Below are 24,481 nucleotides of genomic sequence, written 5' to 3'. Positions count from 1 at the left end.
AACGTTTTCATTTGTTGAGTCATTTATTATTTTGTGGTATAAATGTAGAAAAAGGTTTTTCTTTTCTTGTTATTGGCAAAAATATATCTAGATTACGTTGCCGTTATCACTTTGTGTTAGCGGCTCTTTTTTCATCGGATAGAGGAGCTATGATTCATGTAGGCTTCTTACTTGAAAGGGATACTTCGTTTTCTAAGAATGAAGAGAAAGATGACGAATTGTCTGTTCAAGCAGGATAGAAAATAGGAATGATATTGAAGAATTTCTTGTGTTGTGCAAATATTTTTTGTAATATTTGCCATATTGACAGATTATGAAACGAAAGTGAGTGATCCATGTGGATCTAACGCAAATTCAAAACCCTAGTTTTTTGAAAGATATGTCTATCAGCGAACTAGAGGCATTGAGTGAGGATATTCGGAAGTTTTTAATTGAAGAGCTCTCTCAAACAGGTGGACATATTGCTCCTAACTTAGGTGTAGTAGAACTCACAATTGCTCTGCATAAATTATTTGACAGTCCAAAAGATAAATTTTTATGGGATGTAGGACATCAATCCTATGTGCATAAGATTTTAACAGGGCGTGCAAAAGAGTTTGGCACATTAAGACAATATAAAGGTCTATGTGGTTTCCCAAAACGTTGCGAGAGTGAGCATGATGTATGGGAAACAGGTCATAGTTCGACTTCATTATCTGCTGCAATGGGAATGGCTTTAGCACGTGATTTAAAGAAAACGAAAGAGTGTATTATACCAATTATTGGGGATGGTGCTTTGACTGGTGGAATGGCTTTAGAAGCATTAAACCATATCGGGCATGAAAAAACAGATATGATTGTTATCTTAAATGATAATGAAATGTCAATTGCTCCAAATGTTGGAGCTCTTCATAACGTTCTTGGTCGCCTGCGTACAGCTGGAAAATATCAATGGGTGAAGGATGAACTAGAGTATTTACTCAAGAAAATTCCAGCAGTTGGCGGGAAAGTTGCAGCAACCGCAGAAAAAGTAAAAGATAGTTTAAAATATTTACTTGTATCAGGTGTCTTCTTTGAAGAGTTAGGGTTTACATATTTAGGTCCTGTTGATGGGCATAGTTATGAAAACTTATTTGAAACGCTTCAATATGCAAAGAAAACAAAAGGCCCGGTACTTGTTCATGTGATTACGAAAAAAGGAAAAGGCTATAAACCAGCAGAGAGCGATGTGATTGGAACTTGGCATGGAACAGGACCATATAAAATCGAATCTGGTGATTTTGTAAAGCCAAAAGAAGTTGCACCGGCGTGGAGTGCGGTTGTAAGTGAGACAGTTCGTAAGCTTGCAAGAACTGATGAGCGTATCGTTGCGATTACACCAGCAATGCCAGTTGGTTCTAAGCTTGAAAAGTTTCATCAAGAATTTCCAGATCGTATGATTGATGTGGGAATTGCTGAGCAACATGCCACAACGATGGCCGCTGGGATGGCAACGCAAGGAATGAAGCCGTTCTTAGCGATTTATTCAACATTCTTACAACGTGCATATGACCAAGTTGTTCATGATATATGCCGTCAAAATTTAAATGTCTTCATTGGAATTGACCGTGCTGGATTGGTTGGAGCAGATGGTGAAACGCATCAAGGTGTATTTGATATCGCGTTTTTACGCCACTTGCCAAATATGGTGCTCATGATGCCGAAAGATGAAAATGAAGGGCAGCATTTAGTATATACGGCAATGCAATATGAAGATGGTCCAATTGCTCTGCGTTATGCGCGCGGAAATGGACTTGGAGTTAAAATGGATGAAGAACTCAAAGCTATTCCAATTGGTACATGGGAAACCTTAAAAGAAGGTACGCAAGTAGCAATCTTGACATTTGGTACAACGATTCCGATGGCGCTGGAAGCGGCGGAGCGTCTCGAAAAAGCTGGAGTTTCAGTGAAAGTCGTGAATGCTCGTTTTATTAAGCCGATGGATGAATCATATTTACATGAACTCCTAGGTAAGAATATGCCGATTTTAACAATTGAAGAAGCTTGTTTAATCGGTGGATTTGGTACAGGTGTAGTAGAATTTGCTACTGAGCATGGGTATCATAGTGCTTTAATCGAACGAATGGGAATTCCAGATCATTTCATTGAACACGGTAGTGTTACAAAGTTGTTAGAAGAAATTGGTTTAACGACAGATGCTGTTGTGGACCGTATTCATACAATGATTCCATCAAAACAAAAAAGGGCGTAACAAATGAGTGTAAAAAAAGAAAGAGTAGATGTACTATTAGTAGAACGAGGACTTATAGAAACGCGTGAAAAGGCAAAACGCGCTGTTATGGCGGGTCTTGTATATGCAAATGAAATGAGACTCGATAAACCAGGGGAAAAAATCCCACAAGATACACCGATTACGGTAAAAGGACAAGTTATGCCATATGTGAGCCGTGGCGGTTATAAGTTAGAGAAGGCATTAGAGACTTTTCATCTTGATTTACAAGATAAAATTATGTTAGATATTGGTTCATCAACTGGTGGCTTTACAGATTGTGCGCTGCAAAATGGTGCGAAGTTATCTTACGCTTTAGATGTAGGGTACAATCAACTTGCTTGGAAGCTTCGTCAAGATGAGCGCGTTGTTGTTATGGAACGGACGAATTTTCGTTATGTAACACCGGCTGATTTAGAGCGTGGCTTGCCGCAGTTTGCTAGCATTGATGTTTCGTTTATATCGTTAAAATTAATTCTTCCAGTCTTAAAAACGATATTGACTCCAAATGGTGATGTTGCGGCTTTAATTAAACCACAATTTGAAGCTGGAAGAGAGCAGGTCGGGAAGAAGGGCATCGTTCGTGATCGTAAAGTTCATGAAGCTGTCGTAGAAATGATTGTTGATTTCGCAATAAAAGAAGGGTATGATGTTGAAAACTTAACATTTTCTCCAATTACAGGTGGGGACGGAAATATTGAGTTTTTAATTCATTTAAAGTGGCATGGTGAACGTGGGATTGGCGAAAAGCATTCTCTGGTTTCTGTAGAGCAAGTTGTAACAGAAGCTCATGAGGTCTTAAAACAAAAAGGGAAAGAGGAATAACGGTTGTTGTTCCTCTTTTTGTTGGAATTGTATAATGATTGTAAAAACAATTATGTACAAGTAAACGATTATAAGTTAACATAAATAAGTGAAGTATACCAATGTTTAAACTATGGTAAGAGATAGTGTGAGGTGCAAATGTATGAATAAGGGTCAGCGCCATATTAAAATCAGAGAAATTATCGCGAATAAAGAAATTGAAACGCAAGATGAACTAGTTGATATTTTACGTAATGAAGGCTTTAATGTAACGCAAGCAACTGTATCGCGTGACATTAAAGAGTTGCACTTAGTAAAAGTGCCATTGCATGATGGTCGCTATAAATATAGCTTACCAGCAGATCAACGATTTAACCCGTTGCAAAAATTAAAACGTAATCTAGTCGATTCGTTTGTAAAGTTAGACACAGCAGGACATATGCTTGTGTTAAAAACATTACCTGGTAACGCGCACGCGCTTGGAGCACTTATTGATCATTTAGAATGGGATGAGATTATTGGAACCATTTGTGGTGATGATACTTGCTTAATTATTTGCCGTACGCCTGAGGATACAGGTGTTGTATCAGATCGTTTCTTAAATATGTTGTAACAAAAGAATCTTGTTTACTCTTTTGCTAAAAGCAGAAAGTAAACAAGATATTTTTTATTCTAGGAAAAATAGATGAATGTGAAGTGAAATATGGTGTTTTTCTAGAATGAAGTTAGGAAATCGATGGATTGACCCGTAAAACGAATGTTTGGTACAATGGAGCGGGCTAGAAGAGTAATTTATACATACAATATATATGATAAACGCAGAGTGAAAAGCGCTTAGCGAAAGCCCTTTTTAGGGGATTAGTTTATAACGAGGTGAATGGGGCATTGTTATCGGAATTATCGATTAGAAACTTTGCTATTATTGAGTCATTAAATATTTCTTTTCAAAAAGGTTTAACAGTTTTAAGTGGTGAAACAGGTGCCGGAAAATCAATTATTATTGATGCAATCAGCTTACTTGTTGGTGGCCGCGGTTCAGCAGAATTTGTTAGATATGGAACAGAAAAAGCTGAAATTGAAGGTTTATTTTATATAGAGGATGATAAACATCCATGTATTACGAAAGCTGAAGAGCTGGACATTGAAATTGAAGATGGGATGATCATTTTAAAACGTGACATCGCTGCGAATGGAAAAAGTGTATGTCGTGTAAATGGTAAACTTGTTACATTGAGTATATTAAAAGAAATTGGGAAAACACTTGTTGATATTCATGGACAACATGAAACGCAAGATTTGATGAATGAGGAACGCCATTTGTTTATGCTCGATCATTTTGATGGAGATCGTATCGTGAACCAATTAGAAATATATCAGGGCGTATACGGTGAGTATGAGCAGTTAAAAAAACAACTGAAATCCTTAACAGAGAATGAACAGCAGATGGCACATCGCTTAGATTTAATTCAATTCCAGCACGAAGAAATTCGTAAAGCGGATTTGAAAGTCGATGAAGAAAATGAATTGACGGAAGAGAGATTAAAAATCTCTAATTTCGAAAAGATTTATAAAGCGCTTGGTGATGCATACCGTTCATTAAGCGAAGATGGTAGTGGACTTGATCATGTGCGAAATGCGATGGGACAAATGGAGAGTATTACACACTTAGATGAGGCGTATCAAGAGAACCATGATTCGATTGCAAATAGCTACTACTTATTAGAAGAGGTTGCCTATCAGCTCCGTGAAAGATTAGATATAATGGAATATGACCCGAATCGTTTAGATGAAATTGAAACGCGTTTAAATGAAATTCGTATGCTAAAGAGAAAGTATGGAAATACTGTAGAAGAGATTTTAGCGTATGCTGATAAAATAGAGCAAGAAATTTTTACAATCGAAAATAAAGATGTACATATTGAAACGACGAAAAAGAAATTAAAAGAATTAGAAAGTGTAATTTTGAAGGAAGCAACAATATTGAGCAATATGCGTCATCAACTTGCAGATCGTCTTACGAACGCAATCCACCAAGAATTAAAAGAATTGTATATGGAAAAAACGAAATTTGAAGTGAGGATTAAGAAAAGAGAAGGAAGCCATGATGATCCATTTCTAGAAGGGACACCAGTGAAACTTACGGCAGATGGATACGATCATGTGGAATTTTATATTTCAACAAATCCAGGTGAACCATTAAAACAACTTTCAAAAGTAGCTTCTGGTGGAGAGTTATCTCGTATTATTTTAGCTCTGAAAAGTATCTTTTCTAAGCATCAAGGTGTTGCATCGGTCATTTTTGATGAAGTAGATACGGGAGTGAGTGGCCGAGTGGCACAAGCGATTGCGGAAAAAATTTATCGTGTATCTGTAAACTCACAAGTACTTTGTATTACGCACTTACCTCAAGTAGCATCAATGGCGGATTCACATTTATTTATCCGTAAACAAGTTGCGAATGATCGGACGATTACATCAGTTACTGTATTAAGTACAGAGGATAAGGTAACGGAGATTGCTCGAATGATTTCTGGCGTGGAAATTACCGATTTAACGACGGAACATGCGAAAGAGTTACTTACGCAAGCACATCGTTTTAAACAGACAGCAGAGGCTATCCAATAATGGATAGCTTTTTTGCTCAAATGACGATTTCTTGATTCTTCCGGTTATAAACAAAGCGTTGCAAGGAGAAATTAAAAGATGAAGTCGTTAGGCTGAATGTGGGGTAGGAGCGAGGAGAGTGAATGAATTGAAATTAGAGCAATTCCGAAAAATAATAGGTCTTTGCCTCCTTGTTTCATTAATTTTTATTGGATGTTTTAAACCGCTTCGTACGTTTATTTCATCCCCGAAGCAACTCGTTATTTTTGAGGGTCAACAATCCGAAATAGCATCATTTCCAGTTTTCCAGGCTTCATCGACAAATCATCATGTTTTTACAGTGAGTTCAAATAAAGAACAGAAATCTGGACTTGTAGTAAATTCGCATCAAAATGGTGAAGCGGATATGGTTTTTCAACTTGCTGGATTTCCAGTAAAAAAGGTAAATGTGAAAGTATTAAAAGATTTTAAAGTGATTCCAGGTGGGCAATCAATTGGAGTGAAATTGAATACAAAAGGTGTACTTGTTGTTGGACATCATTTAATTCAAACAGAGAGAGGGAAAGTATCGCCTGGAGAAGTGGCTGGTGTACAAGTTGGGGATATGATTACCGAAATTAATGGAAAAACAATTGAAAGAATGAGCGATGTTGCACCTTTTATTCATGATAGCGGAAAAACAGGTGAACCGCTTAACCTCGTCTTATTACGAGATGGTAAGTATATTCATACGAAACTAACACCAGAAAAAGATAATGGTGAATCGTCTTATCGGATTGGCTTATATATTCGTGATTCAGCTGCTGGTATTGGAACGATGACTTTTGTTCATCCGGATTCGATGAAATATGGAGCGCTTGGTCATGTTATTTCTGATAATGATACGAAAAAACCAATTCAAGTAGAAGATGGACAGATTGTTCGTTCGACAGTTACTTCTATCGAACGCGGTAGTCATGGAAATCCAGGAGAAAAATTAGCAAGATTTTCACCGGATCGTGAAGTGATTGGTAATATTACAACAAATAGTCCTTTTGGTATTTTTGGTAAATTAAATACAGGTATAAAAAATGGCATAATGGATGAAGCAATGCCGATTGCATTATCTCATCAAGTGAAAGAAGGACCAGCGAAAATATTAACAGTTATCGATCAAGATAAAGTAGAGGCATTTGATATTGAAATCGTAAGCACGGTACCACAAAAGTTCCCAGCTACAAAAGGAATGGTTGTAAAAGTTACAGACAAACGTTTGTTGGCTAAAACAGGTGGTATTGTTCAAGGGATGAGTGGTAGTCCGATTGTTCAAAATGGAAAAATGATTGGTGCTGTTACACATGTATTTGTGAATGACCCAACTTCAGGGTATGGTGTCCATATTGAATGGATGTTACATGAAGCTGGAATTAATATTTATGAGCAAGAGAAAAAAGCAAGCTGATTAACATCGGCTTGCTTTTTTTCTTGAGAAATTCGTTGAAATTTTGTAAAAGTTCCGCAAGAGCTGTTTTTTGTTGTAAAATAAAAGAAAAGAGTGAACGTTTCGTTGTAAACCTATGATGGAATGTGTAAAGAAAGAAAATAAATGAACGATAAACATATTTTTTTGTGATTTTATCGGAAATTAAGAAACTTTAAAAGGGAAATTTCACACAATTGTCGAACAATTCATGTAGCCTAGAAGCTTACACATGTCGGGAGAATCGATTCGGTAAGGGAGGAAAAGCTGTGGAGAAAATTAAAGTGTGTCTTGTGGATGATAATAAGGAACTAGTATCAATGTTAGAAAGTTATGTTGCTGCTCAAGATGATATGGAAGTAATCGGAATTGCTTATAATGGTCAAGAGTGTTTGAATTTACTGAAGGAGAAACAACCTGATGTACTTGTTTTAGATATTATTATGCCACATTTAGATGGTTTAGCGGTGCTGGAAAAAATGCGTCATATTGAACGACTAAGACAGCCGAATGTGATTATGTTAACGGCATTTGGACAAGAAGATGTGACGAAAAAAGCAGTTGATTTAGGTGCTTCTTATTTCATTTTAAAGCCATTTGATATGGAAAATTTAACGGGTCATATTCGTCAAGTAAGCGGTAAAACGAATACTACAATTAAACGTCCACTACCATCTTTCCGATCTGCAACAACAGTAGATGGAAAACCGAAGAATCTAGATGCGAGTATTACAAGCATTATTCACGAAATTGGTGTACCAGCTCATATTAAAGGATATATGTATTTGCGAGAGGCAATTTCTATGGTATATAACGATATCGAGCTTCTTGGTTCTATTACGAAAGTCTTATACCCGGATATTGCGAAAAAATATAATACGACAGCAAGCCGTGTGGAACGCGCAATCCGTCATGCGATTGAAGTAGCGTGGAGTCGTGGGAATATTGATTCAATCTCGTCCTTATTTGGTTATACTGTATCGATGTCAAAAGCAAAACCTACGAATTCCGAATTCATCGCAATGGTTGCAGATAAGTTGAGGCTTGAACATAAGGCTTCGTAAGTGTTGTTGTATCAAGATGTTAAGTGTATTGCATAACAAAATTTAATAGCCGATGAATTACGTATGTAAGCAATAAAGTACGTAGATAATTGGCGGTTAATTTAAAAACCTTCTATTTATTGGATTGAAATTTTTATTCTAATAGCTAGGAGGTTTTTTTGTTGTAGGAACAACTTTCAGATGAATGTTGAAAACTTTTTACTTCATTGTAATGCAAAGTATCTAAGTAGGAAAATAATTCGGTCATATGACCAAACGTTGAAGTTATTTGCTTCATATTTAGAAAGAGAATTAAAGATTACGGATGTTGATAAGGTAAAACCTCTTCATATTCAGACGTATATTAAATATTTAAAATAATTATTTCTGCGATGGTAGGGATGTGCGAGAGTAGAGGCGTTAATGTTTCCGATATTATGATAGATGCCCAAGAAGTATTTCAAGAAGCCGCGATTTAATTCGTGGTTTTTATTTTTACAATAAAAAAGAACGCCTAGTGTGAGGGTTTTGGCATTCCTTTTCTTTATTTGATAATTTGATTACAAATCCGCGTGAGTATCTTGTGCTACAATACCACCGTGGTCTCCAATACTTGCACCAGTGTTTCCATCAGCTAAGCCCCAAGGTTGTCCATGGTCATAAGCAGGTGCGGGTGTATCGCCTCCATTATCGGCAGGTGCAGGTGTATCACCTATATTTAATGCTAAATCAGGTCTTTGAGGTGCAGGTGTGTCACCTTTGTTCAATGACGAAAATCCTGGGTTGTTGCTAACACCAAAAGTCATAATTCCAGCTAATGCTAATCCTGTTATTGTTAATCCAATCTTTTTCATTACTTTAACGCCCCTTTAGCTAATAATTTTTTTCTCGCTTCATTACTCATGTAGAAATATTTGCTTGATTTTAAATGGTTTTCCTCAGCATAAAATTTATTTGCTAGTCGTTCGGTGTATTCCTCAATACAATCCCATAGTTCTTCTTTCCTAAAGTATGAAAATCCTGCCAATATAGCAGTTTCTAATTCTAGAGTATCGGATGACTTGTTTAATTTTTCTAAAATCTTAAAGCGATATTGATACTCTTTGTTTTCTAACTCGTTACAGATATTTAAGCCTTTTTCGATTAATTGAGATGCGGTTTCCGTTTCACCTAATTTTATATTTTCATCAGCTTGTAAATATAAAGCTTTAAAATGGTTTGGCATATTTTCCGTAACTTCTGATAAGTGACGAATTGCTAAAGATGAAAGATTTTGATTCGCATACATTAATCCGATGTTATTTCTAACACGTAGTAGTAATGTTTTTTCATTTTTCTTGTTTAGGCTTTCTATAGCAGTGTTAAAGCTTTCTTCGGTTTGTTCAAATTGTCTTAAATCTATACAAGATAGCCCAAAAATGTTATCACATAAAGCTACATTGATTTCGTAGCCCACATGTTTAGAAAATATATCTTTTGCCATTCGTATGTGGTCAATTGCTAAAAGTGGTTTGTAAACTTGATAATAGAACGAAGCCAAACGATAATTAAACTCCGCTTCCTCTAATTCGTTGGATACAACATACATTAATAGCTTTTCTGCTTTTTCAAAATGTTCTCTCGCTTCATTGTAGTCTGCAAGAATTGTGCTGTGAACTGCTTTGAAGAAGTGGTAATAATAAGAAAGAAAGCTGTTATTAGGTATTTTGAAGGAATTAATTTTATCGAAGCTACCTTTTGTGATGTTAAGTCCATCTGTTAATACTTTATATCTAAAATCTAGTAACGAATAATATAATGATAAATGTTCATCTTCCTTGATATTGGAAAGTCTATCTTCTATTTCTTGTTTTAACTTTGTTGCCTGTATATTTTGTTGTGACAACATAGATTGATACCAGTCATTTAGCAACTTTGTAACCTGTTCACTCCCCTTCATTTGAACGTTCATGAAATCCCCTATAATTTTTTTGAATATTCTTATAAATAATAGCAAGAATAAGATGTAAAGAAATTAAATTTACATATTTCTCAATATTTATGTAACAATTTTATGTTCAATTAGATAACTGACCATATTCATTCTACCTGTTTAGTAAATTCAAATATTTGGCACAGTAAAATTTTCTTATAAAATACTGTATAAAGAAGGAAGGCCAATAAATTTTGAGGTGGGGGTCTTACTGCCCGCGAATAGTGGGATAAATATATTTCTGAAGTTTATGTAAGAATCTGCTTATGATATTATGATATATATATGGGTGGAAATATGGTGAATAGAGAAAATAAACAGTCCTGCAAAACAGGACTGGATTATTCTTCATCTTTATTTTGTTTTTCTAGCTCAACTAACTTTTGAACTAAAATGTGCTGCGGCATATGCATAATTTGCTCAAGTGGAACACCTAGAGCTTTTGATAAACGAATTGCAGTATCCGGAGAAATTTGTAATGGTTTCATAGAAGTACCTCCTTTTTCGTATAGTATAGCATAAGATTGGGGGAGTGAGGATGACTCTTATATTCGCGCACCGCGGTGCGGCGGGGGCGTATCCAGAAAATACAATGATTTCATTTAAAGCTGCGGAATCGTTTCAGGCAGACGGGATAGAATTAGATGTTCAATTTACGAAGGATAAAAAAGTTGTTGTGATTCATGATGAAACTGTCAATCGTACAACGAATGGAAAAGGTGCCGTTCGTAATTACTTATATGAAGATTTGCGAAAATTGGATGCGAGTCACCAGTTTTCGGAAAAGGTAGGTTTTTGCAAAATTCCTTTATTAGAAGAAGTGCTAGAATGGCTAAAATCGAATTGTTTGTTGCTCAATATTGAATTTAAAAATAATAAAATTCCATATTGTGGTTTAGAAGAAGAAGTTATAACACTTATACGAAAGTTTGGCCTAGAAGATCGAGTTATTTTTTCTTCTTTTAATCATTACAGTATGAAAAGATGTCATATGATGGCTCCGGATATTCAAACGGCCATTTTGTATCGAGAAGGTTTACATAGCCCGTGGGCGTATGCGCGAAAAATGGGGGCTACTGCGATTCATCCGAACTATCGTTATCTTCAGGATGCAATAGCTGAATTAACAATGGAGAGCGGAGTTGAAGTGCGGCCTTATACAATTAATGATGAAACGGTTATGCGTAAGTATTTTGATATGAACATATCGGCGATTATTACTGATTATCCAGAAACAGCGAGAGTGTTATTACAAGCGAAAAAATGAGACCTTTCACTAGAAGGGTCTCATTTTTATGTTCTTTTATCTTCTGAAACGAGCTTGTACTTTGTTTCGTTTACGATCACGATGTACAACAAAGCCTCCAAAGATATAAAAACCGATTGCAAAGCAGAATACACCTATTAAAAATTGTAACCATAATACAGGGATTGGAGATAAAAGAATACCAAATACAGTATCTCTCATCAATTTTATACCTAGCACTGCTAATGAGATGGGGATGAGTGCTAATAGAAGAGCAAGGTAACGCTGCATAGATAACGCTCCTTTTCAGATAATTTTGTATATATAAAATGATGTTATATAGAAAGGGGATTTGTCAAGTGATTGCTGAACGAGTAAGATAAAGGTGTGAAAAATCTTGCAGAGATACTTCGAGAGGAAGTGGGATGTGTGAAACAAAAAGTATTAATTATTGGAGCGGGCGAAGGCGGAAGTACGATTCTTGGTTTGCTGCAAAATTCGAATATATTTAAAGTCGTTGGGGTTATCGATATAAATCCGAATGCAAAAGGATTACAGATTGCGCAAGAACAAGGTATTGCAGTTGGAGAAGATTTAGATTCTTTTCTTACAGTGGATGTGGATGTAATTTTTGATATGAGTGGTGATTACCATTTACATAAGGTTTTATTCGCAAAAAAGCAAGAAAATACACTCCTTATACCAGGGGATGTTGCGAAGATCGTTACGAAGTTGGCACATGAGAAAGAGAATTTAATTGAAAAACTGAAAGGCCAAACGCAGCAAGGAAATTTGATTTTAAATTCTACTCATGATGGAATGATTGTCATTGATTCAGAAGGTTATGTGAAATTATTTAACAAAAGTGCAGAACGTATAACGGGTTATAAAGCGAAAGAAGCGACTGGGAAATATATTTTAGAAGTAATTCCGACTAGTAAGTTACTTCGTATTATACGAACGAAACAAATAGAAGTAAATCATGAATTGACGTTAGGGAATGAAAAGAAGATTATTACAACGCGTATTCCTATTTTAAAAGAAGATGGAGAGGTGCAAGGGGCATTTGCAATTTTTAAAGATATTACAGAAGTTGTAGATTTAGCGGAAGAAGTTACAGATTTAAAAGAAATTCAAACCTTATTGGAAGCGATTATTTATTCATCTGAGGAAGCGATTTCTGTTGTAGATGAGAAAGGAAGAGGTCTTGTCATCAACCCTGCTTATACAAAGTTAACAGGCCTTACAGAGGATGACATAATTGGAAAACCTGCAACGACTGATATTGTAGAGGGGGAAAGTATGCATATGAAAGTACTTCGGACGCGTAGGGCGGTACGAGGGATTCATATGAAAATTGGTCAGAAAAAACGAGATGTCATTGTAAATGTCGCACCGGTTATTGTTGATGGTATATTGAAAGGTAGCGTTGGTGTTATTCGTGACGTATCCGAAATTCAAAAATTAACGCATGAATTAAACCGGGCAAGACAAATTATTCGGACGCTAGAAGCGAAATATTCTTTTGAGGATATTGTAGGAACGTCTGATGAAACGATGGCTGCAATAGAGCAAGCAAAGCTGGGAGCAAACACACCAGCAACCGTATTACTTCGTGGGGAGTCAGGGACTGGTAAAGAGTTATTTGCGCACGCTATTCATAACGGGAGTAATCGGAAATACAATAAGTTTGTTCGTGTAAACTGTGCTGCTATCTCGGAAACTTTATTGGAAAGTGAATTATTTGGTTACGAAGAAGGAGCTTTTTCTGGTGCGAAAAGAGGTGGTAAAAGAGGTTTCTTTGAAGAAGCAAATAATGGGAGTGTTTTTTTAGATGAGATTGGGGAACTGTCTGCGAATACGCAAGCGAAATTATTGCGCGTTTTGCAGGAAAAAGAAATTGTAAAAGTTGGAGGAACAAAACCAATTCCTATTAATGTTCGGGTGATTGCAGCGACGCATGTAAATTTAGAAAAAGCAATTTTGGAAGGTGAATTCAGAGAAGATTTATATTATCGCCTAAATAAAATTCCAATTCAAATTCCGTCTCTTCGTCAGCGAAAGGCAGATATTCCAGCTATATCAGAACGATTGATTCAAAAAATTAATCAAGATTATGGCCGGAATGTAGAAGGGTTAACAGAATCGGCTATTGAATATTTGCGATCGTATGATTGGCCGGGGAATGTCAGGGAGCTTGAGAATATTTTGGGACGGGCGATTATTTTTATGAACTATAATGAGATGTATATTGATGTACATCATTTGCCTTCTTTGCATAAGGAAGACCAAGTGGAATTAAAAGGAAATAATTTATTGCCGGAATTAGAAGAAAAGCCCCTTGAACATTTGGTTACGGAGTTTGAAGGGAACATCATACATGAATATTTAGAGAAGTTTGGTGGGAATAAAACAAAGACAGCGAAAGTGTTAGGAATCTCAGTTCGAAATTTATATTACAAGTTAGAAAAGTATGACCATGCAAAAAATAGCATGCAATAAATTGCGTACTGTGCAATTTATTGCATGGTACGCAAAAAACAACAATTTAAGACAGAATATTATGTAATTTTCTAAAGTACTGATTTCACTGTATTTTGTATGCGTTTTCATAATTGGTATGACCAATTTGAAAAGTTGGCACGATATTTGCTTATTAAATAGACGAGGGACGACGGAAAGGGTTGATTACAAGATATGAAGTTAAAACACTTAATTGATCAAGCAGCAGGGCAGCCTAAAAAAACTGTGGCTGTAGCAGTGGCTGAAGATCATGAAGTAATTGAAGCAGTTGCTAAGGCAATTCAATTACAGTTAGCTCAATTTCGTCTATATGGAAATCAAGAAAAAATTATGGGTATGCTACAAGAGCATGACTTACAAGTTTCAGAACACGTTCAAGTGATTGCGGCATCATCAAGTGCTGAGGCCTCGGAACTTTCTGTTAAAGCTGTAAGAAATGGTGAAGCAGACGTACTTATGAAGGGGAACATCCCAACAGCAAGTATTTTAAAAGCAGTATTAAATAAAGAGTGGGGACTTCGCAAGGGTGGTGTGTTATCACATGTTGCAGCGTTTGAAGTTCCAAATTACGATCGCTTTATCTTTGTTACAGATGCAGCGATGAACATTGCACCTGATGTAGGGCAAAAAGCTGCTATTATACAAAATACTGTTGAAGTTGCCCGGGCAATAGGAATCGAATTGCCAAAAGTGGCTCCGATTGCAGCGGTGGAAGTTATTAATCCAGCGATGCAGGCGACAATCGATGCAGCGATGTTAACCCAAATGAATCGTCGTGGACAAATTAAAGATTGTATCGTTGATGGACCGCTTGCTTTAGATAATGCTGTATCAAAAATTGCAGCAGAGCACAAAGGCATAGTAAGTGATGTAGCAGGTAAGGCAGACATTTTACTCGTCCCAACGATTGAAGCTGGAAACGTGCTATATAAATCGCTTGTCTATTTTGCAAATGCAAATGTAGGAGCGATGATTGCTGGCGCAAAAGCACCGATTGTTTTAACATCTCGTGCAGATTCAGCAGAAACAAAAGTATATTCATTAGCTTTAGCAGTTGCGACTGCTTCTAAATAAACCAAAAGGGTAAAACAATTAGGGGGAAATGACAATGACATTAGAAATCTTCGAATACTTAGAAAAATATGATTATGAGCAAGTAGTATTTTGTCAAGATAAAGAGTCTGGATTAAAAGCAATCATTGCAATTCATGATACAACACTTGGACCAGCCCTTGGTGGAACAAGAATGTGGACATATGATTCTGAAGAAGCGGCGATTGAAGATGCATTGCGTCTTGCAAAAGGGATGACATATAAAAACGCAGCAGCTGGTTTAAACCTAGGTGGTGCAAAAACAGTTATCATCGGCGATCCACGTAAAGATAAAAGTGAAGCAATGTTCCGTGCATTAGGACGTTACATCCAAGGTTTAAACGGGCGTTATATTACTGCAGAAGATGTTGGTACAACTGTTGATGATATGGATATTATCCACGAAGAAACTGATTTTGTAACAGGTATTTCACCTTCATTCGGTTCTTCTGGTAACCCATCTCCAGTAACTGCTTATGGTGTTTACCGCGGTATGAAAGCAGCAGCGAAAGAGGCATTTGGTACAGACAGCCTAGAAGGTAAAGTAATTGCTGTTCAAGGTGTTGGAAACGTAGCATATCACCTATGCAAACATTTACACGCTGAAGGTGCACAACTAATCGTTACAGATATTAATAAAGAGGCGGTACAACGTGCAGTAGAAGAATTTGGTGCAACAGCAGTTGAACCAAATGAAATTTACGGTGTAGAATGTGACATTTATGCACCATGCGCATTAGGTGCAACAGTAAATGACGAAACAATTCCACAACTTAAAGCAAAAGTAATTGCAGGTTCTGCAAATAACCAGTTAAAAGAAGATCGTCACGGTGACGCAATCCATGAAATGGGAATTGTATATGCACCAGACTATGTAATTAATGCAGGCGGTGTAATTAACGTAGCAGATGAATTATATGGATACAATAGAGAACGTGCATTAAAACGTGTAGAGTCTATTTATGACACAATTGCAAAAGTAATTGAGATTTCAAAACGTGATGGTGTACCAACTTATGTTGCAGCAGATCGTCTAGCTGAAGAGCGTATTGCAAGCTTGAAAAATACTCGTAGCACGTTCTTACGCAACGGCCATGACATTATTAGCCGTCGCTAATCTATCATATACAACTTCTACAAAAGCTGTGGTTACCTCTTACGAGGTTTCCACTTCCTTTTGAATTTATAGGTGGAGGTAGCAACATTGTCCTTAAATCGAATCCTTGTTATTAATCCGGGTAGTACATCCACAAAAATAGGTGTTTTTGATAATGAAAGACCCGTTTTAGAAGAAACCATTCGTCATGATGTGGATAAAATCGGTAAATATAAACGAATTATTGATCAATATGAATTTCGAAAAGAAACAATTTTAGAGGTTTTACATTCTCACGGTATTAATATTTCGAAATTAAACGCTGTTTGCGGCCGCGGGGGATTACTTCGTCCTATTGAAGGTGGTACGTATACAGTGAACGAAGCAATGTTAGAAGATTTGAAAAATGGATATAGCGGTCATCACGCTTCAAATCTTGGAGGTATTTTGGCGTATGAAATCGCTTCAGGATTAAATATTCCAGCATTTATTGTCGATCCAGTTGTTGTTGATGAAATGGATCCAATTGCTCGTATTAGTGGTATTTCTGGCATGGAGCGAAAAAGTATTTTTCATGCGTTAAACCAAAAAGCTGTGGCGCGTAAAGTTGCAGAGGAACTTGGTCGTAAATATGAAGATTTAAACCTATTAATTGCGCACATGGGTGGCGGGATAACGGTTGGTGCTCATAAGCAAGGAAAAGTTATTGATGTAAATAATGGTTTGAATGGTGAAGGTCCATTTAGTCCAGAACGTGCTGGAACAGTGCCGGTTGGACAGTTAATAGAAATGTGTTTCTCAGGTGAGTATTACCGCGATGAAATGATGAAAAAGATTGTTGGACAAGGCGGATTAGTAAGCCTTATTGGTACAAACGATGCAATTAAAGTTGAGAACATGGTTGAGAAAGGTGATCCTGAGGCAACACTTATTTATAAAGCGATGGCATATCAAGTTGCAAAAGAAATCGGCGGAGCTAGCGCGGTTCTTCATGGGAAAATAGATGCAATCGTTTTAACAGGAGGACTCGCATATAGCAAAATTCTTGTTGATGAGATCAAGGAGCGCGTTCATTGGATTGCTGATGTGATTGTGCATCCAGGTGAAGATGAATTACAAGCATTAGCAGAAGGGGCACTTCGTGTATTACGTGAGGAAGAAGCTTCAAAAGAGTATGTTGTACGAGAAAAAGAAACGGTAGCTAGGGGATGAGATAATGGCAAAAGAATATGATTTAGTCATCGTTGGCGGCGGTACTGGCGGATATGTTGCTGCTATTCGTGCATCACAATTAGGGCTAAAAACAGCGCTTGTTGAAAAAGATAATCTTGGTGGCACTTGTTTACACAAAGGTTGTATTCCTAGTAAAGCATTGCTGCGCAGTGCTGAAGTATATGCAACGGCGAAAAAGAGTGAAGAGTTTGGCGTTGTAACGAGCAATGTAGAGTTGAACTTTGCTAAAGTGCAAGAGCGTAAAGAAAAGATTGTAACGCAACTTCATAAAGGCGTTCAGCATTTAATGAAGCAAGGTAAAATTGATGTGTTTGAAGGTATCGGCCGCATTCTTGGACCTTCTATCTTCTCTCCAATGCCGGGAACAATTTCGGTTGAATTTGCAAGTGGAGAAGAGAATGAAATGTTGATTCCTAAAAATGTCCTTATTGCAACAGGTTCTCGTCCAAACTCTTTACCAGGGTTAGAACTAGATGGAGAATACGTAATGTCATCGGATCATGCCCTAAAAATGGAAACGCTTCCGGAATCAATTATCATTGTTGGTGGTGGCGTAATTGGAATTGAATGGGCATCTATGCTTGCTGATTTCGGTGTTGAAGTTACCGTATTAGAATATGCAAAACATGTCTTACCGCTTGAAGATCAAGATGTTTCGAAAGAAATGCAACGTCTCTTGAAGAAAAAGGGAATTAAAGTGGTAACAGGTGCAAAAGTATTACCAGAAACATTGGTAAAAGATAATGGAGTAGCAATTCAAGCCGAACACAATGGTGAAAATAAAGAATTCAAGGCAGAAAAAATGCTTGTATCTGTAGGAAGACAAGCCAATACGCAAAATATCGGCTTAGAGAATACAGATATCATTGTGGAAAAAGGATACATTCAAACAAATGAGTTTTATCAAACGAAAGAATCACATATTTATGCAATTGGTGATGTAATTGGCGGTTTACAACTTGCGCACGTTGCTTCTCATGAAGGTATTGTTGCTGTAGAACATATTGCTGATAAAGAAGTTATGCCAATCGATTACTCTATGGTATCGAAATGTGTATACAGTAGTCCAGAAGTAGCTTCTGTTGGTTTAACAGAACAGGAAGCAAAAGAAAAAGGCTATAAGTTAAAAGTAGGTAAGTTCTCATTCCGTGCAATCGGAAAAGCACTTGTATATGGAGAATCAGATGGCTTTGTGAAACTTGTAGTTGATGAAGAAACAAATGATATTCTCGGTGTTCATATGATTGGCCCACATGTAACGGATATGATTTCTGAAGCGGGTCTTGCAAGAGTACTTGATGCAACACCTTGGGAAGTTGCACATACAATTCATCCGCATCCATCATTATCAGAAGCAATTGGTGAAGCTGCATTAGCAGTAGATGGAAAAGCGTTACACGCATAAAAATGTGGATTTAGGAGGTTATGAAAATGGCAGAAGTAAAAGAAAAGCGCCATGAAGAGCTTGGCTTAAGTGATGAGCAAGTAGTAGAAATGTATCGTACGATGTTGCTTGCACGTAAAATTGACGAACGTATGTGGTTGTTAAACCGTGCAGGGAAAATTCCATTCGTAATTTCTTGTCAAGGACAGGAAGCTGCACAAGTAGGCGCAGCATTTGCACTTGATCGTGAAAAAGATTATGCATTACCATACTACCGTGATATGGGTGTAGTACTAGCGTTTGGTATGACAGCAAAAGAGCTTATGTTGTCTGGCTTTGCAAAAGCAGGAGATCCAAACTCTGGTGGCCGTCAAATGCCTGGTCACTTCGGTCAGAAGAAAAACCGTATTGTGACAGGTTCATCACCAGTTACAACACAAGTGCCTCATGCAGTAGGCATTGCACTAGCAGGAAAGATGGAAAAGAAAGATTTAGTAACGTTTGTTACCTTCGGTGAAGGTTCTTCTAACCAAGGTGACTTCCACGAAGGTGCTAACTTTGCTGGCGTACACAAATTGCCTGTTATTTTCATGTGTGAGAATAACAAATATGCAATTTCTATCCCTGTTGAAAAGCAATTAGCATGTAAAAATGTATCAGATCGTGCAATTGGTTACGGTATGCCAGGATACACAGTGGACGGAAATGACCCACTTGCAGTATATAAAGCTGTAAAAGAAGCAGCGGATCGTGGCCGCCGCGGCGAAGGTCCAACTTTAATTGAAACAGTATCATATCGTTTAACAGCACACTCTAGTGATGACGATGATCGTGTATATCGTGATAAAGAAGAAGTAGAAGAAGCGAAGAAAAAAGATTCCATCTTTACATTTGCTGCTTACTTAAAAGAGGTTGGCGTGTTAACAGAGGAATCTGAAAAACAAATGTTAGATGAAATTATGCATATCGTAAACGAAGCAACAGAATATGCAGAAAATGCTCCGTATGCAGCACCTGAAGATGCATTGAAGCACGTATACGCAGAATAGGGGGGAACGTTTCATGGCTGTAATGTCTTATATTGACGCGATTACATTAGCAATGCGCGAGGAAATGGAACGCGATGAGAAAGTATTTGTATTAGGAGAAGACGTTGGTAAAAAAGGTGGCGTATTTAAAGCGACAAATGGATTATATGATCAATTTGGTGAAGATCGTACGCTTGATACACCGCTTGCAGAATCTGCAATTGCAGGGGTAGCAATCGGGGCAGCGATGTACGGAATGCGTCCAATTGCTGAAATGCAATTCGCTGATTTTATTATGCCAGCAGTAAACCAAATTGTTTCTGAGGCAGCAAAAATTCGTTACCGTTCTAATAATGACTGGACTTGTCCGATCACTGTGCGTGCACCATTTGGTGGCGGCGTTCACGGTGCATTGTATCACTCACAGTCTGTAGAAGCAATGTTTGCAAACCAACCAGGTTTAAAAATTGTTATTCCTTCTACACCATATGATGCAAAAGGATTATTAAAAGCGGCAATTCGTGATGAAGATCCAGTACTATTCTTTGAACATAAACGTGCATATCGTTTAATTAAAGGCGAAGTACCAGAAGATGATTATGTATTACCAATCGGAAAAGCAGATGTAAAACGTGAAGGTGATGATATTACTGTCATCACATATGGATTATGTGTTCACTTTGCTCTTCAAGCTGCTGAAAAATTAGCGAAAGATGGCATTTCTGCTCACATTCTTGATTTACGTACTGTATATCCATTAGATAAAGAAGCGATTATTGAAGCAGCTTCTAAAACAGGTAAAGTTCTTCTTGTAACGGAAGATAACAAAGAAGGAAGCATTATAAGTGAAGTAGCAGCAATTATTGCAGAAAATTGCTTATTTGACCTTGATGCACCAATTGCACGTCTTGCAGGTCCAGACGTTCCAGCAATGCCATATGCACCAACAATGGAAAAATTCTTTATGGTAAATCCAGATAAAGTTGAAAAAGCAATGCGTGAACTTGCGGAATTTTAATCGGGGGGACTATACATGGCTGTAGAAAATATCACAATGCCTCAGCTTGGGGAAAGTGTAACGGAAGGTACAATTAGTAAATGGCTCGTAAATGTTGGCGATCACGTAAATAAATATGATCCGCTTGCAGAAGTAATGACAGATAAAGTAAACGCAGAAGTACCATCTTCTTTCACAGGAATTGTGAAGGAGTTAGTCGCTGCTGAAGGTGATACACTTGCTGTAGGTGAAGTCGTTTGTGTGATCCAAGTAGAGGGCGCGGATGAGGTAGCTGCGACAGCTGTAGAAGAGAAAACAAAAGAGGAACCAAAAACAGAAGTGGCTTCAGCTGAAAAAGCACCAAAAGTGAAGCAACCAACTGATGGCAAACCTCGTTTCTCACCAGCTGTATTAAAACTTGCAGGTGAGCATAATATTGATTTAGATGCAGTAGAAGGTACGGGTGCAAATGGTCGTATTACACGTAAAGATATTCTGAAGCTTGTGGAATCTGGAAACATTCCGGTAGTTGGTGCGAAGAAAGAAGCAGCACCTGTATCTATGCAGGCATCACAAGAAGCACCAAAAGTGACTGCACCATCAGCTCCAAAAACAGAAGCGGCAAAACCTGTATCTGTACCGACAGTACCTGGCGATATTGAGATTCCGGTAACAGGTGTACGTAAAGCAATTGCTGCGAACATGCTGCGTAGTAAACACGAAGCACCTCACGCTTGGATGATGATTGAAGTAGATGTAACAAATCTTGTATCATACCGTAATTCAATTAAAGGCGAATTTAAAAAGCGTGAAGGCTTCAACTTAACATTCTTTGCATTCTTCGTTAAAGCAGTTGCACAAGCATTGAAAGAATACCCACAAATTAACTCAATGTGGGCTGGTGACAAGATTGTTCAAAAGAAAGATATTAACCTTTCTATCGCTGTTGCAACAGAAGATGAATTATTTGTACCAGTTATTAAACAAGCAGATGAGAAAACAATTAAAGGTATTGCTCGTGAAATTACTGAACTTGCAGGAAAAGTTCGTACAAAATCATTGAAAGCAGACGAAATGCAAGGCGGTACATTTACAATTAATAACACAGGATCATTTGGTTCTGTTCAATCTATGGGTATTATTAACCATCCACAAGCTGCTATTTTACAAGTAGAATCTATTGTAAAGCGTCCAGTTATTATGGATAATGGTATGTTCGGTGCACGCGACATGGTTAACCTATGTTTATCCCTTGATCATCGTGTACTGGATGGCTTAATTTGTGGTAAATTCTTAGGACGTGTAAAAGAAATTCTTGAAAATGTATCAGAGAATAATACGTCTGTATATTAATAAAAAGCTCGCGTCTGCGAGCTTTTTACTTTAGAAAAAATATATTTCTTCACTTTTTATCCCACAATAAAAAATGCCTTCCATTAATGTGACAATGAATAATAATGTATTATGAATTTACGAAAATACATTGCTGATATCCAGTATATAGATATACAATAAGAAAAGAATATTTTTTTGGGAAATCTTACTGATGAAACTGTAGTATAATGTATTGTATTGTTTAAAAAAGAAAGTTATTCTATATAAGTATTTTATAGATTAATGTGCAATCAGTCGTCAAAATATAAAGAATGTTGACTCCTGGTTTTTTATTTTGCCTTAACAATGTTTCAGGAGGATGTCATGAAGAGAAGTACCGAATTTCTAAAAAGTTTAGATGTAAAATTAATTTTAATTTTGTGTATATTATGCGTCACGAGTATAGCTGCCATATATAGCAGTCAACAAACAGGACAATATGGAAATTCAAATTTTGCAATGAAACAAGGGATTAACTATGTAATCGGTATTGTTTTATTACTACTTGTTGCAAGTATTGATTTAGATCAACTGCAAAAATTAGCGTGGCCATTTTATATTGTTGGGTTTGCTTCGATTATTATACTTAAGATTTCACCATTTAAAGCTTTAACCCCTGAAATATTAGGGGCAAAAAGATGGTTTAAAGTCCCAGTTCTTGGGGCGATCCAGCCATCAGAGTTTTTCAAAATTGCATTGCTTATTTTAGTTGCTAGTTTAGCAGTCAAGCATAATGAAAAATATATGGTACGGACTTTTCAAACGGATTTAAGATTAATAGGTAAAATTATTTTAGTATCGATTCCACCTGCTCTACTTGTATATAGTCAGCCTGATACAGGGATGGTTTTCCTATATGCTGCAGGGATTGCATGTATTTTGTTTATGTCAGGTATTCAAAAGAAATTAATTGCAATATGTACAGTTATTCCACTGACCATATTGTCCACGTTAGTATTTATATTTTTGAAATACCCAGATATTTTTTTCAACAAATTGGTTACTTTACTAAAGCCGCATCAACAGTCACGAATTTTGGGTTGGTTGGATCCATTTGAGCACGTGGATCAAGGTTATCAAACACAACAATCGATTTTAGCGGTTGGTAGTGGGGGAATGGATGGAAAAGGATTTGGATATGGAAGTGTATATATTCCTGAAAAGCATACCGATTTCATTTTTGCTACAATTGCTGAAGAAGGTGGATTTTTAATTGCAGCTTTTGTTGTATTTATGTTCCTGCTTCTTTTATATCGAACAATTATAATTGGGTATTCAGCAGATAATTTGTTCGGTACATTATTATGTGCTGGAGTAATTGGTGTTTTAACATTACAAATTTTCCAAAACGTTGGTATGATTGTTGGATTAATGCCGGTAAAAGGAATTGCGCTTCCGTTTTTATCATATGGAGGAAGTTCCTTATTCTCGAATATGATGATGATGGGGCTCGTCTTATCGGTACGGAAAACATACAAAAAGTATATGTTTTCAGTTAGTTAATTTTTATGTAAAAAGGCTGATTCGTTTTCATGCGAATCGGTCTTTTTTGTATAGATGATCTTAATCATCACAAACTAAAGGGAGTGTGAAAGTTTGTGATGTTTAAGGAGTGCAAATTCATGCATATGCATATTTTTGAGGGAGCACATCATCTTTCTCATATAGAATGGATGATTCGAGCTATAATAGCATATATCTTTCTAATTATTGTTGCCAAAGCAATGGGACAACGCTCCATTGCACAACTCCGCTTCTTAGATGTGGTATTAGTTTTATTGTTAGGTGGAAATATTTCCAATGCACTATCCGATGAAAAAGTGGGTTTAACAGGCTCGATGATTACAACTTTTATGCTCGTTGTTCTTCATATCATAAGTTCGATTTTAATGTTGAAATGGGATCGGTGGAGACGTTTTTTAGAACCAGCTCCGGTTATTCTCATACAGAATGGTTCAATCGATTTTAGCAATTTGAAAAAAGCAAGAATTACGGTAGAGTATTTATTTTCTGAATTACGCTTACAAAATATTAGTGATATTAAAACAATAAAATTAGCATTATGGGAAGCAAGTGGTGTTGTTTCGGTATTTCAGTATCCAGAATATGAAACGGTATCTCGGCTGGATATGAAAGTAGCTGGTAAAAAATCACCTATTTCATTTATTCTTGTAAAAGACGGGAAAATTCAAAAGGATGTGCTTACTTTATTGGGGAAAACGGAAACATGGGCAAAGGAGGAATTATCAAAAAAAGTATCAATTGAATTGATTCAATTAGCAACGATAGATGAAATGGAAAAAATAAATATTTTGTTAAAAAAATGAAATGAATACGCATTTTACCATCTTATGCATATGATACAATAGTGTGGACAA

General features: G+C 36.8%; 22 protein-coding genes. 18 read left to right on the top strand and 4 right to left on the bottom strand.

The features are described 5' to 3' along the window. Nucleotides 1-11 precede the first annotated feature (11 nt). From NSQ40_RS21285 to spo0A, 7 genes are all read left to right on the top strand, one after another. A complete protein-coding gene (locus NSQ40_RS21285; protein WP_033796411.1) occupies nt 12-239 on the top strand; it encodes a hypothetical protein in 228 nt (75 codons plus the stop codon). A gap of 98 nt (nt 240-337) precedes the next feature. Beyond that, entirely contained in the window at nt 338-2,230 is a 1,893-nt protein-coding gene (gene dxs, locus NSQ40_RS21280) for a 1-deoxy-D-xylulose-5-phosphate synthase (RefSeq protein WP_003208455.1), read from the top strand. 3 nt (nt 2,231-2,233) lie between these two features. Further along, on the top strand, nt 2,234-3,073 hold the full coding sequence (locus tag NSQ40_RS21275) for a TlyA family RNA methyltransferase (protein ID WP_003208453.1): 840 nt from the start codon (nt 2,234-2,236) through the stop codon (nt 3,071-3,073). Nucleotides 3,074-3,215: 142 nt separating this feature from the next. Next, nucleotides 3,216-3,665 (top strand): arginine repressor ArgR, encoded by a 450-nt coding sequence (argR, locus tag NSQ40_RS21270; RefSeq protein WP_001032579.1) that lies wholly within the window; start codon nt 3,216-3,218, stop codon nt 3,663-3,665. A gap of 272 nt (nt 3,666-3,937) precedes the next feature. Beyond that, a complete protein-coding gene (recN, locus tag NSQ40_RS21265; RefSeq protein WP_018766169.1) occupies nt 3,938-5,677 on the top strand; it encodes a DNA repair protein RecN in 1,740 nt (579 codons plus the stop codon). A 118-nt stretch (nt 5,678-5,795) separates the two neighbouring features. Beyond that, nucleotides 5,796-7,097, top strand: coding sequence for a SpoIVB peptidase (spoIVB, locus tag NSQ40_RS21260; protein ID WP_003208450.1), 1,302 nt, complete (start codon nt 5,796-5,798; stop codon nt 7,095-7,097). Between the two features lie 287 nt (nt 7,098-7,384). Next, nucleotides 7,385-8,179: a sporulation transcription factor Spo0A gene (gene spo0A, locus NSQ40_RS21255; RefSeq protein WP_003208448.1), complete on the top strand. Its 795-nt coding sequence runs from the start codon at nt 7,385-7,387 to the stop codon at nt 8,177-8,179. A 539-nt stretch (nt 8,180-8,718) separates the two neighbouring features. Here the strand turns inward: spo0A and NSQ40_RS21250 are convergent. The 3 genes from NSQ40_RS21250 to NSQ40_RS21240 all read right to left on the bottom strand — a co-directional run bounded on the left by NSQ40_RS21250 (nt 8,719) and on the right by NSQ40_RS21240 (nt 10,618). Continuing rightward, nucleotides 8,719-9,012: a hypothetical protein gene (locus NSQ40_RS21250; protein ID WP_003208446.1), complete on the bottom strand. Its 294-nt coding sequence runs from the start codon at nt 9,010-9,012 to the stop codon at nt 8,719-8,721. Continuing rightward, nucleotides 9,012-10,109 carry a response regulator aspartate phosphatase gene (locus tag NSQ40_RS21245; protein WP_258248293.1) on the bottom strand — a complete coding sequence of 366 codons (1,098 nt, stop codon included), beginning with the start codon at nt 10,107-10,109 and terminating at the stop codon, nt 9,012-9,014. The genes NSQ40_RS21250 and NSQ40_RS21245 overlap by 1 nt, the downstream gene beginning before the upstream one ends. Before the next feature lie 362 nt (nt 10,110-10,471). Then, nucleotides 10,472-10,618 (bottom strand): YycC family protein, encoded by a 147-nt coding sequence (locus NSQ40_RS21240; protein ID WP_003200201.1) that lies wholly within the window; start codon nt 10,616-10,618, stop codon nt 10,472-10,474. Between the two features lie 50 nt (nt 10,619-10,668). Between NSQ40_RS21240 and NSQ40_RS21235 the strand changes: the two genes are divergently transcribed. Continuing rightward, a complete protein-coding gene (locus NSQ40_RS21235; protein WP_003208443.1) occupies nt 10,669-11,397 on the top strand; it encodes a glycerophosphodiester phosphodiesterase in 729 nt (242 codons plus the stop codon). Between the two features lie 36 nt (nt 11,398-11,433). On the opposite strand, the gene NSQ40_RS21230 is transcribed toward NSQ40_RS21235, so the two are convergent. Continuing rightward, nucleotides 11,434-11,667: a DUF2627 domain-containing protein gene (locus tag NSQ40_RS21230; RefSeq protein WP_003200204.1), complete on the bottom strand. Its 234-nt coding sequence runs from the start codon at nt 11,665-11,667 to the stop codon at nt 11,434-11,436. A 138-nt stretch (nt 11,668-11,805) separates the two neighbouring features. On the opposite strand from NSQ40_RS21230, the gene NSQ40_RS21225 reads away from it, so the two are divergent. The 10 genes from NSQ40_RS21225 to NSQ40_RS21180 all read left to right on the top strand — a co-directional run bounded on the left by NSQ40_RS21225 (nt 11,806) and on the right by NSQ40_RS21180 (nt 24,430). Continuing rightward, entirely contained in the window at nt 11,806-13,878 is a 2,073-nt protein-coding gene (locus NSQ40_RS21225; RefSeq protein ID WP_033796409.1) for a sigma-54 interaction domain-containing protein, read from the top strand. A gap of 195 nt (nt 13,879-14,073) precedes the next feature. Further along, entirely contained in the window at nt 14,074-14,973 is a 900-nt protein-coding gene (yqiS, locus tag NSQ40_RS21220) for a phosphate butyryltransferase (protein WP_097786614.1), read from the top strand. A 34-nt stretch (nt 14,974-15,007) separates the two neighbouring features. After that, nucleotides 15,008-16,108 carry a leucine dehydrogenase gene (locus NSQ40_RS21215; RefSeq protein ID WP_018766146.1) on the top strand — a complete coding sequence of 367 codons (1,101 nt, stop codon included), beginning with the start codon at nt 15,008-15,010 and terminating at the stop codon, nt 16,106-16,108. 87 nt (nt 16,109-16,195) lie between these two features. Continuing rightward, the gene (gene buk, locus NSQ40_RS21210) at nt 16,196-17,299 is read left to right on the top strand and encodes a butyrate kinase (RefSeq protein WP_018780791.1); all 1,104 of its coding nucleotides are present in this window, start codon (nt 16,196-16,198) and stop codon (nt 17,297-17,299) included. Nucleotides 17,300-17,303: 4 nt separating this feature from the next. Then, a complete protein-coding gene (gene lpdA, locus NSQ40_RS21205; RefSeq protein WP_003200196.1) occupies nt 17,304-18,725 on the top strand; it encodes a dihydrolipoyl dehydrogenase in 1,422 nt (473 codons plus the stop codon). A 26-nt stretch (nt 18,726-18,751) separates the two neighbouring features. Beyond that, nucleotides 18,752-19,753 carry a 3-methyl-2-oxobutanoate dehydrogenase subunit alpha gene (bfmBAA, locus tag NSQ40_RS21200; RefSeq protein WP_018766143.1) on the top strand — a complete coding sequence of 334 codons (1,002 nt, stop codon included), beginning with the start codon at nt 18,752-18,754 and terminating at the stop codon, nt 19,751-19,753. Between the two features lie 13 nt (nt 19,754-19,766). Further along, nucleotides 19,767-20,750: a 3-methyl-2-oxobutanoate dehydrogenase subunit beta gene (bfmBAB, locus tag NSQ40_RS21195; protein ID WP_258248294.1), complete on the top strand. Its 984-nt coding sequence runs from the start codon at nt 19,767-19,769 to the stop codon at nt 20,748-20,750. A 15-nt stretch (nt 20,751-20,765) separates the two neighbouring features. After that, entirely contained in the window at nt 20,766-22,082 is a 1,317-nt protein-coding gene (locus tag NSQ40_RS21190; RefSeq protein ID WP_003208433.1) for a dihydrolipoamide acetyltransferase family protein, read from the top strand. A gap of 345 nt (nt 22,083-22,427) precedes the next feature. Next, nucleotides 22,428-23,606, top strand: a complete 1,179-nt coding sequence (locus tag NSQ40_RS21185) for an FtsW/RodA/SpoVE family cell cycle protein (RefSeq protein ID WP_018780792.1) — start codon at nt 22,428-22,430, stop codon at nt 23,604-23,606. A gap of 119 nt (nt 23,607-23,725) precedes the next feature. Then, entirely contained in the window at nt 23,726-24,430 is a 705-nt protein-coding gene (locus tag NSQ40_RS21180; protein WP_003208431.1) for a DUF421 domain-containing protein, read from the top strand. Nucleotides 24,431-24,481: the final 51 nt, after the last annotated feature.

The sequence above is a fragment of the Bacillus sp. FSL K6-6038 genome (genome assembly GCF_038050455.1).
GTDB classification, from domain to species: domain Bacteria; phylum Bacillota; class Bacilli; order Bacillales; family Bacillaceae_G; genus Bacillus_A; species Bacillus_A pseudomycoides.
This window is presented reverse-complemented; position numbering and strand designations above follow the sequence as displayed.

Coding starts and splice junctions, on each gene's coding strand:
- NSQ40_RS21235 (WP_003208443.1), top strand. CDS start 10,669: ATGACTCTTATATTCGCGCACCGCGGTGCGGCGGGGGCGTATCCAGAA.
- argR (WP_001032579.1), top strand. CDS start 3,216: ATGAATAAGGGTCAGCGCCATATTAAAATCAGAGAAATTATCGCGAAT.
- bfmBAB (WP_258248294.1), top strand. CDS start 19,767: ATGGCTGTAATGTCTTATATTGACGCGATTACATTAGCAATGCGCGAG.
- NSQ40_RS21240 (WP_003200201.1), bottom strand. CDS start 10,618: ATGAAACCATTACAAATTTCTCCGGATACTGCAATTCGTTTATCAAAA.
- NSQ40_RS21250 (WP_003208446.1), bottom strand. CDS start 9,012: ATGAAAAAGATTGGATTAACAATAACAGGATTAGCATTAGCTGGAATT.
- yqiS (WP_097786614.1), top strand. CDS start 14,074: ATGAAGTTAAAACACTTAATTGATCAAGCAGCAGGGCAGCCTAAAAAA.
- NSQ40_RS21190 (WP_003208433.1), top strand. CDS start 20,766: ATGGCTGTAGAAAATATCACAATGCCTCAGCTTGGGGAAAGTGTAACG.
- NSQ40_RS21180 (WP_003208431.1), top strand. CDS start 23,726: ATGCATATGCATATTTTTGAGGGAGCACATCATCTTTCTCATATAGAA.
- lpdA (WP_003200196.1), top strand. CDS start 17,304: ATGGCAAAAGAATATGATTTAGTCATCGTTGGCGGCGGTACTGGCGGA.
- NSQ40_RS21245 (WP_258248293.1), bottom strand. CDS start 10,109: ATGAACGTTCAAATGAAGGGGAGTGAACAGGTTACAAAGTTGCTAAAT.
- NSQ40_RS21185 (WP_018780792.1), top strand. CDS start 22,428: ATGAAGAGAAGTACCGAATTTCTAAAAAGTTTAGATGTAAAATTAATT.
- bfmBAA (WP_018766143.1), top strand. CDS start 18,752: ATGGCAGAAGTAAAAGAAAAGCGCCATGAAGAGCTTGGCTTAAGTGAT.
- NSQ40_RS21275 (WP_003208453.1), top strand. CDS start 2,234: ATGAGTGTAAAAAAAGAAAGAGTAGATGTACTATTAGTAGAACGAGGA.
- NSQ40_RS21230 (WP_003200204.1), bottom strand. CDS start 11,667: ATGCAGCGTTACCTTGCTCTTCTATTAGCACTCATCCCCATCTCATTA.
- NSQ40_RS21215 (WP_018766146.1), top strand. CDS start 15,008: ATGACATTAGAAATCTTCGAATACTTAGAAAAATATGATTATGAGCAA.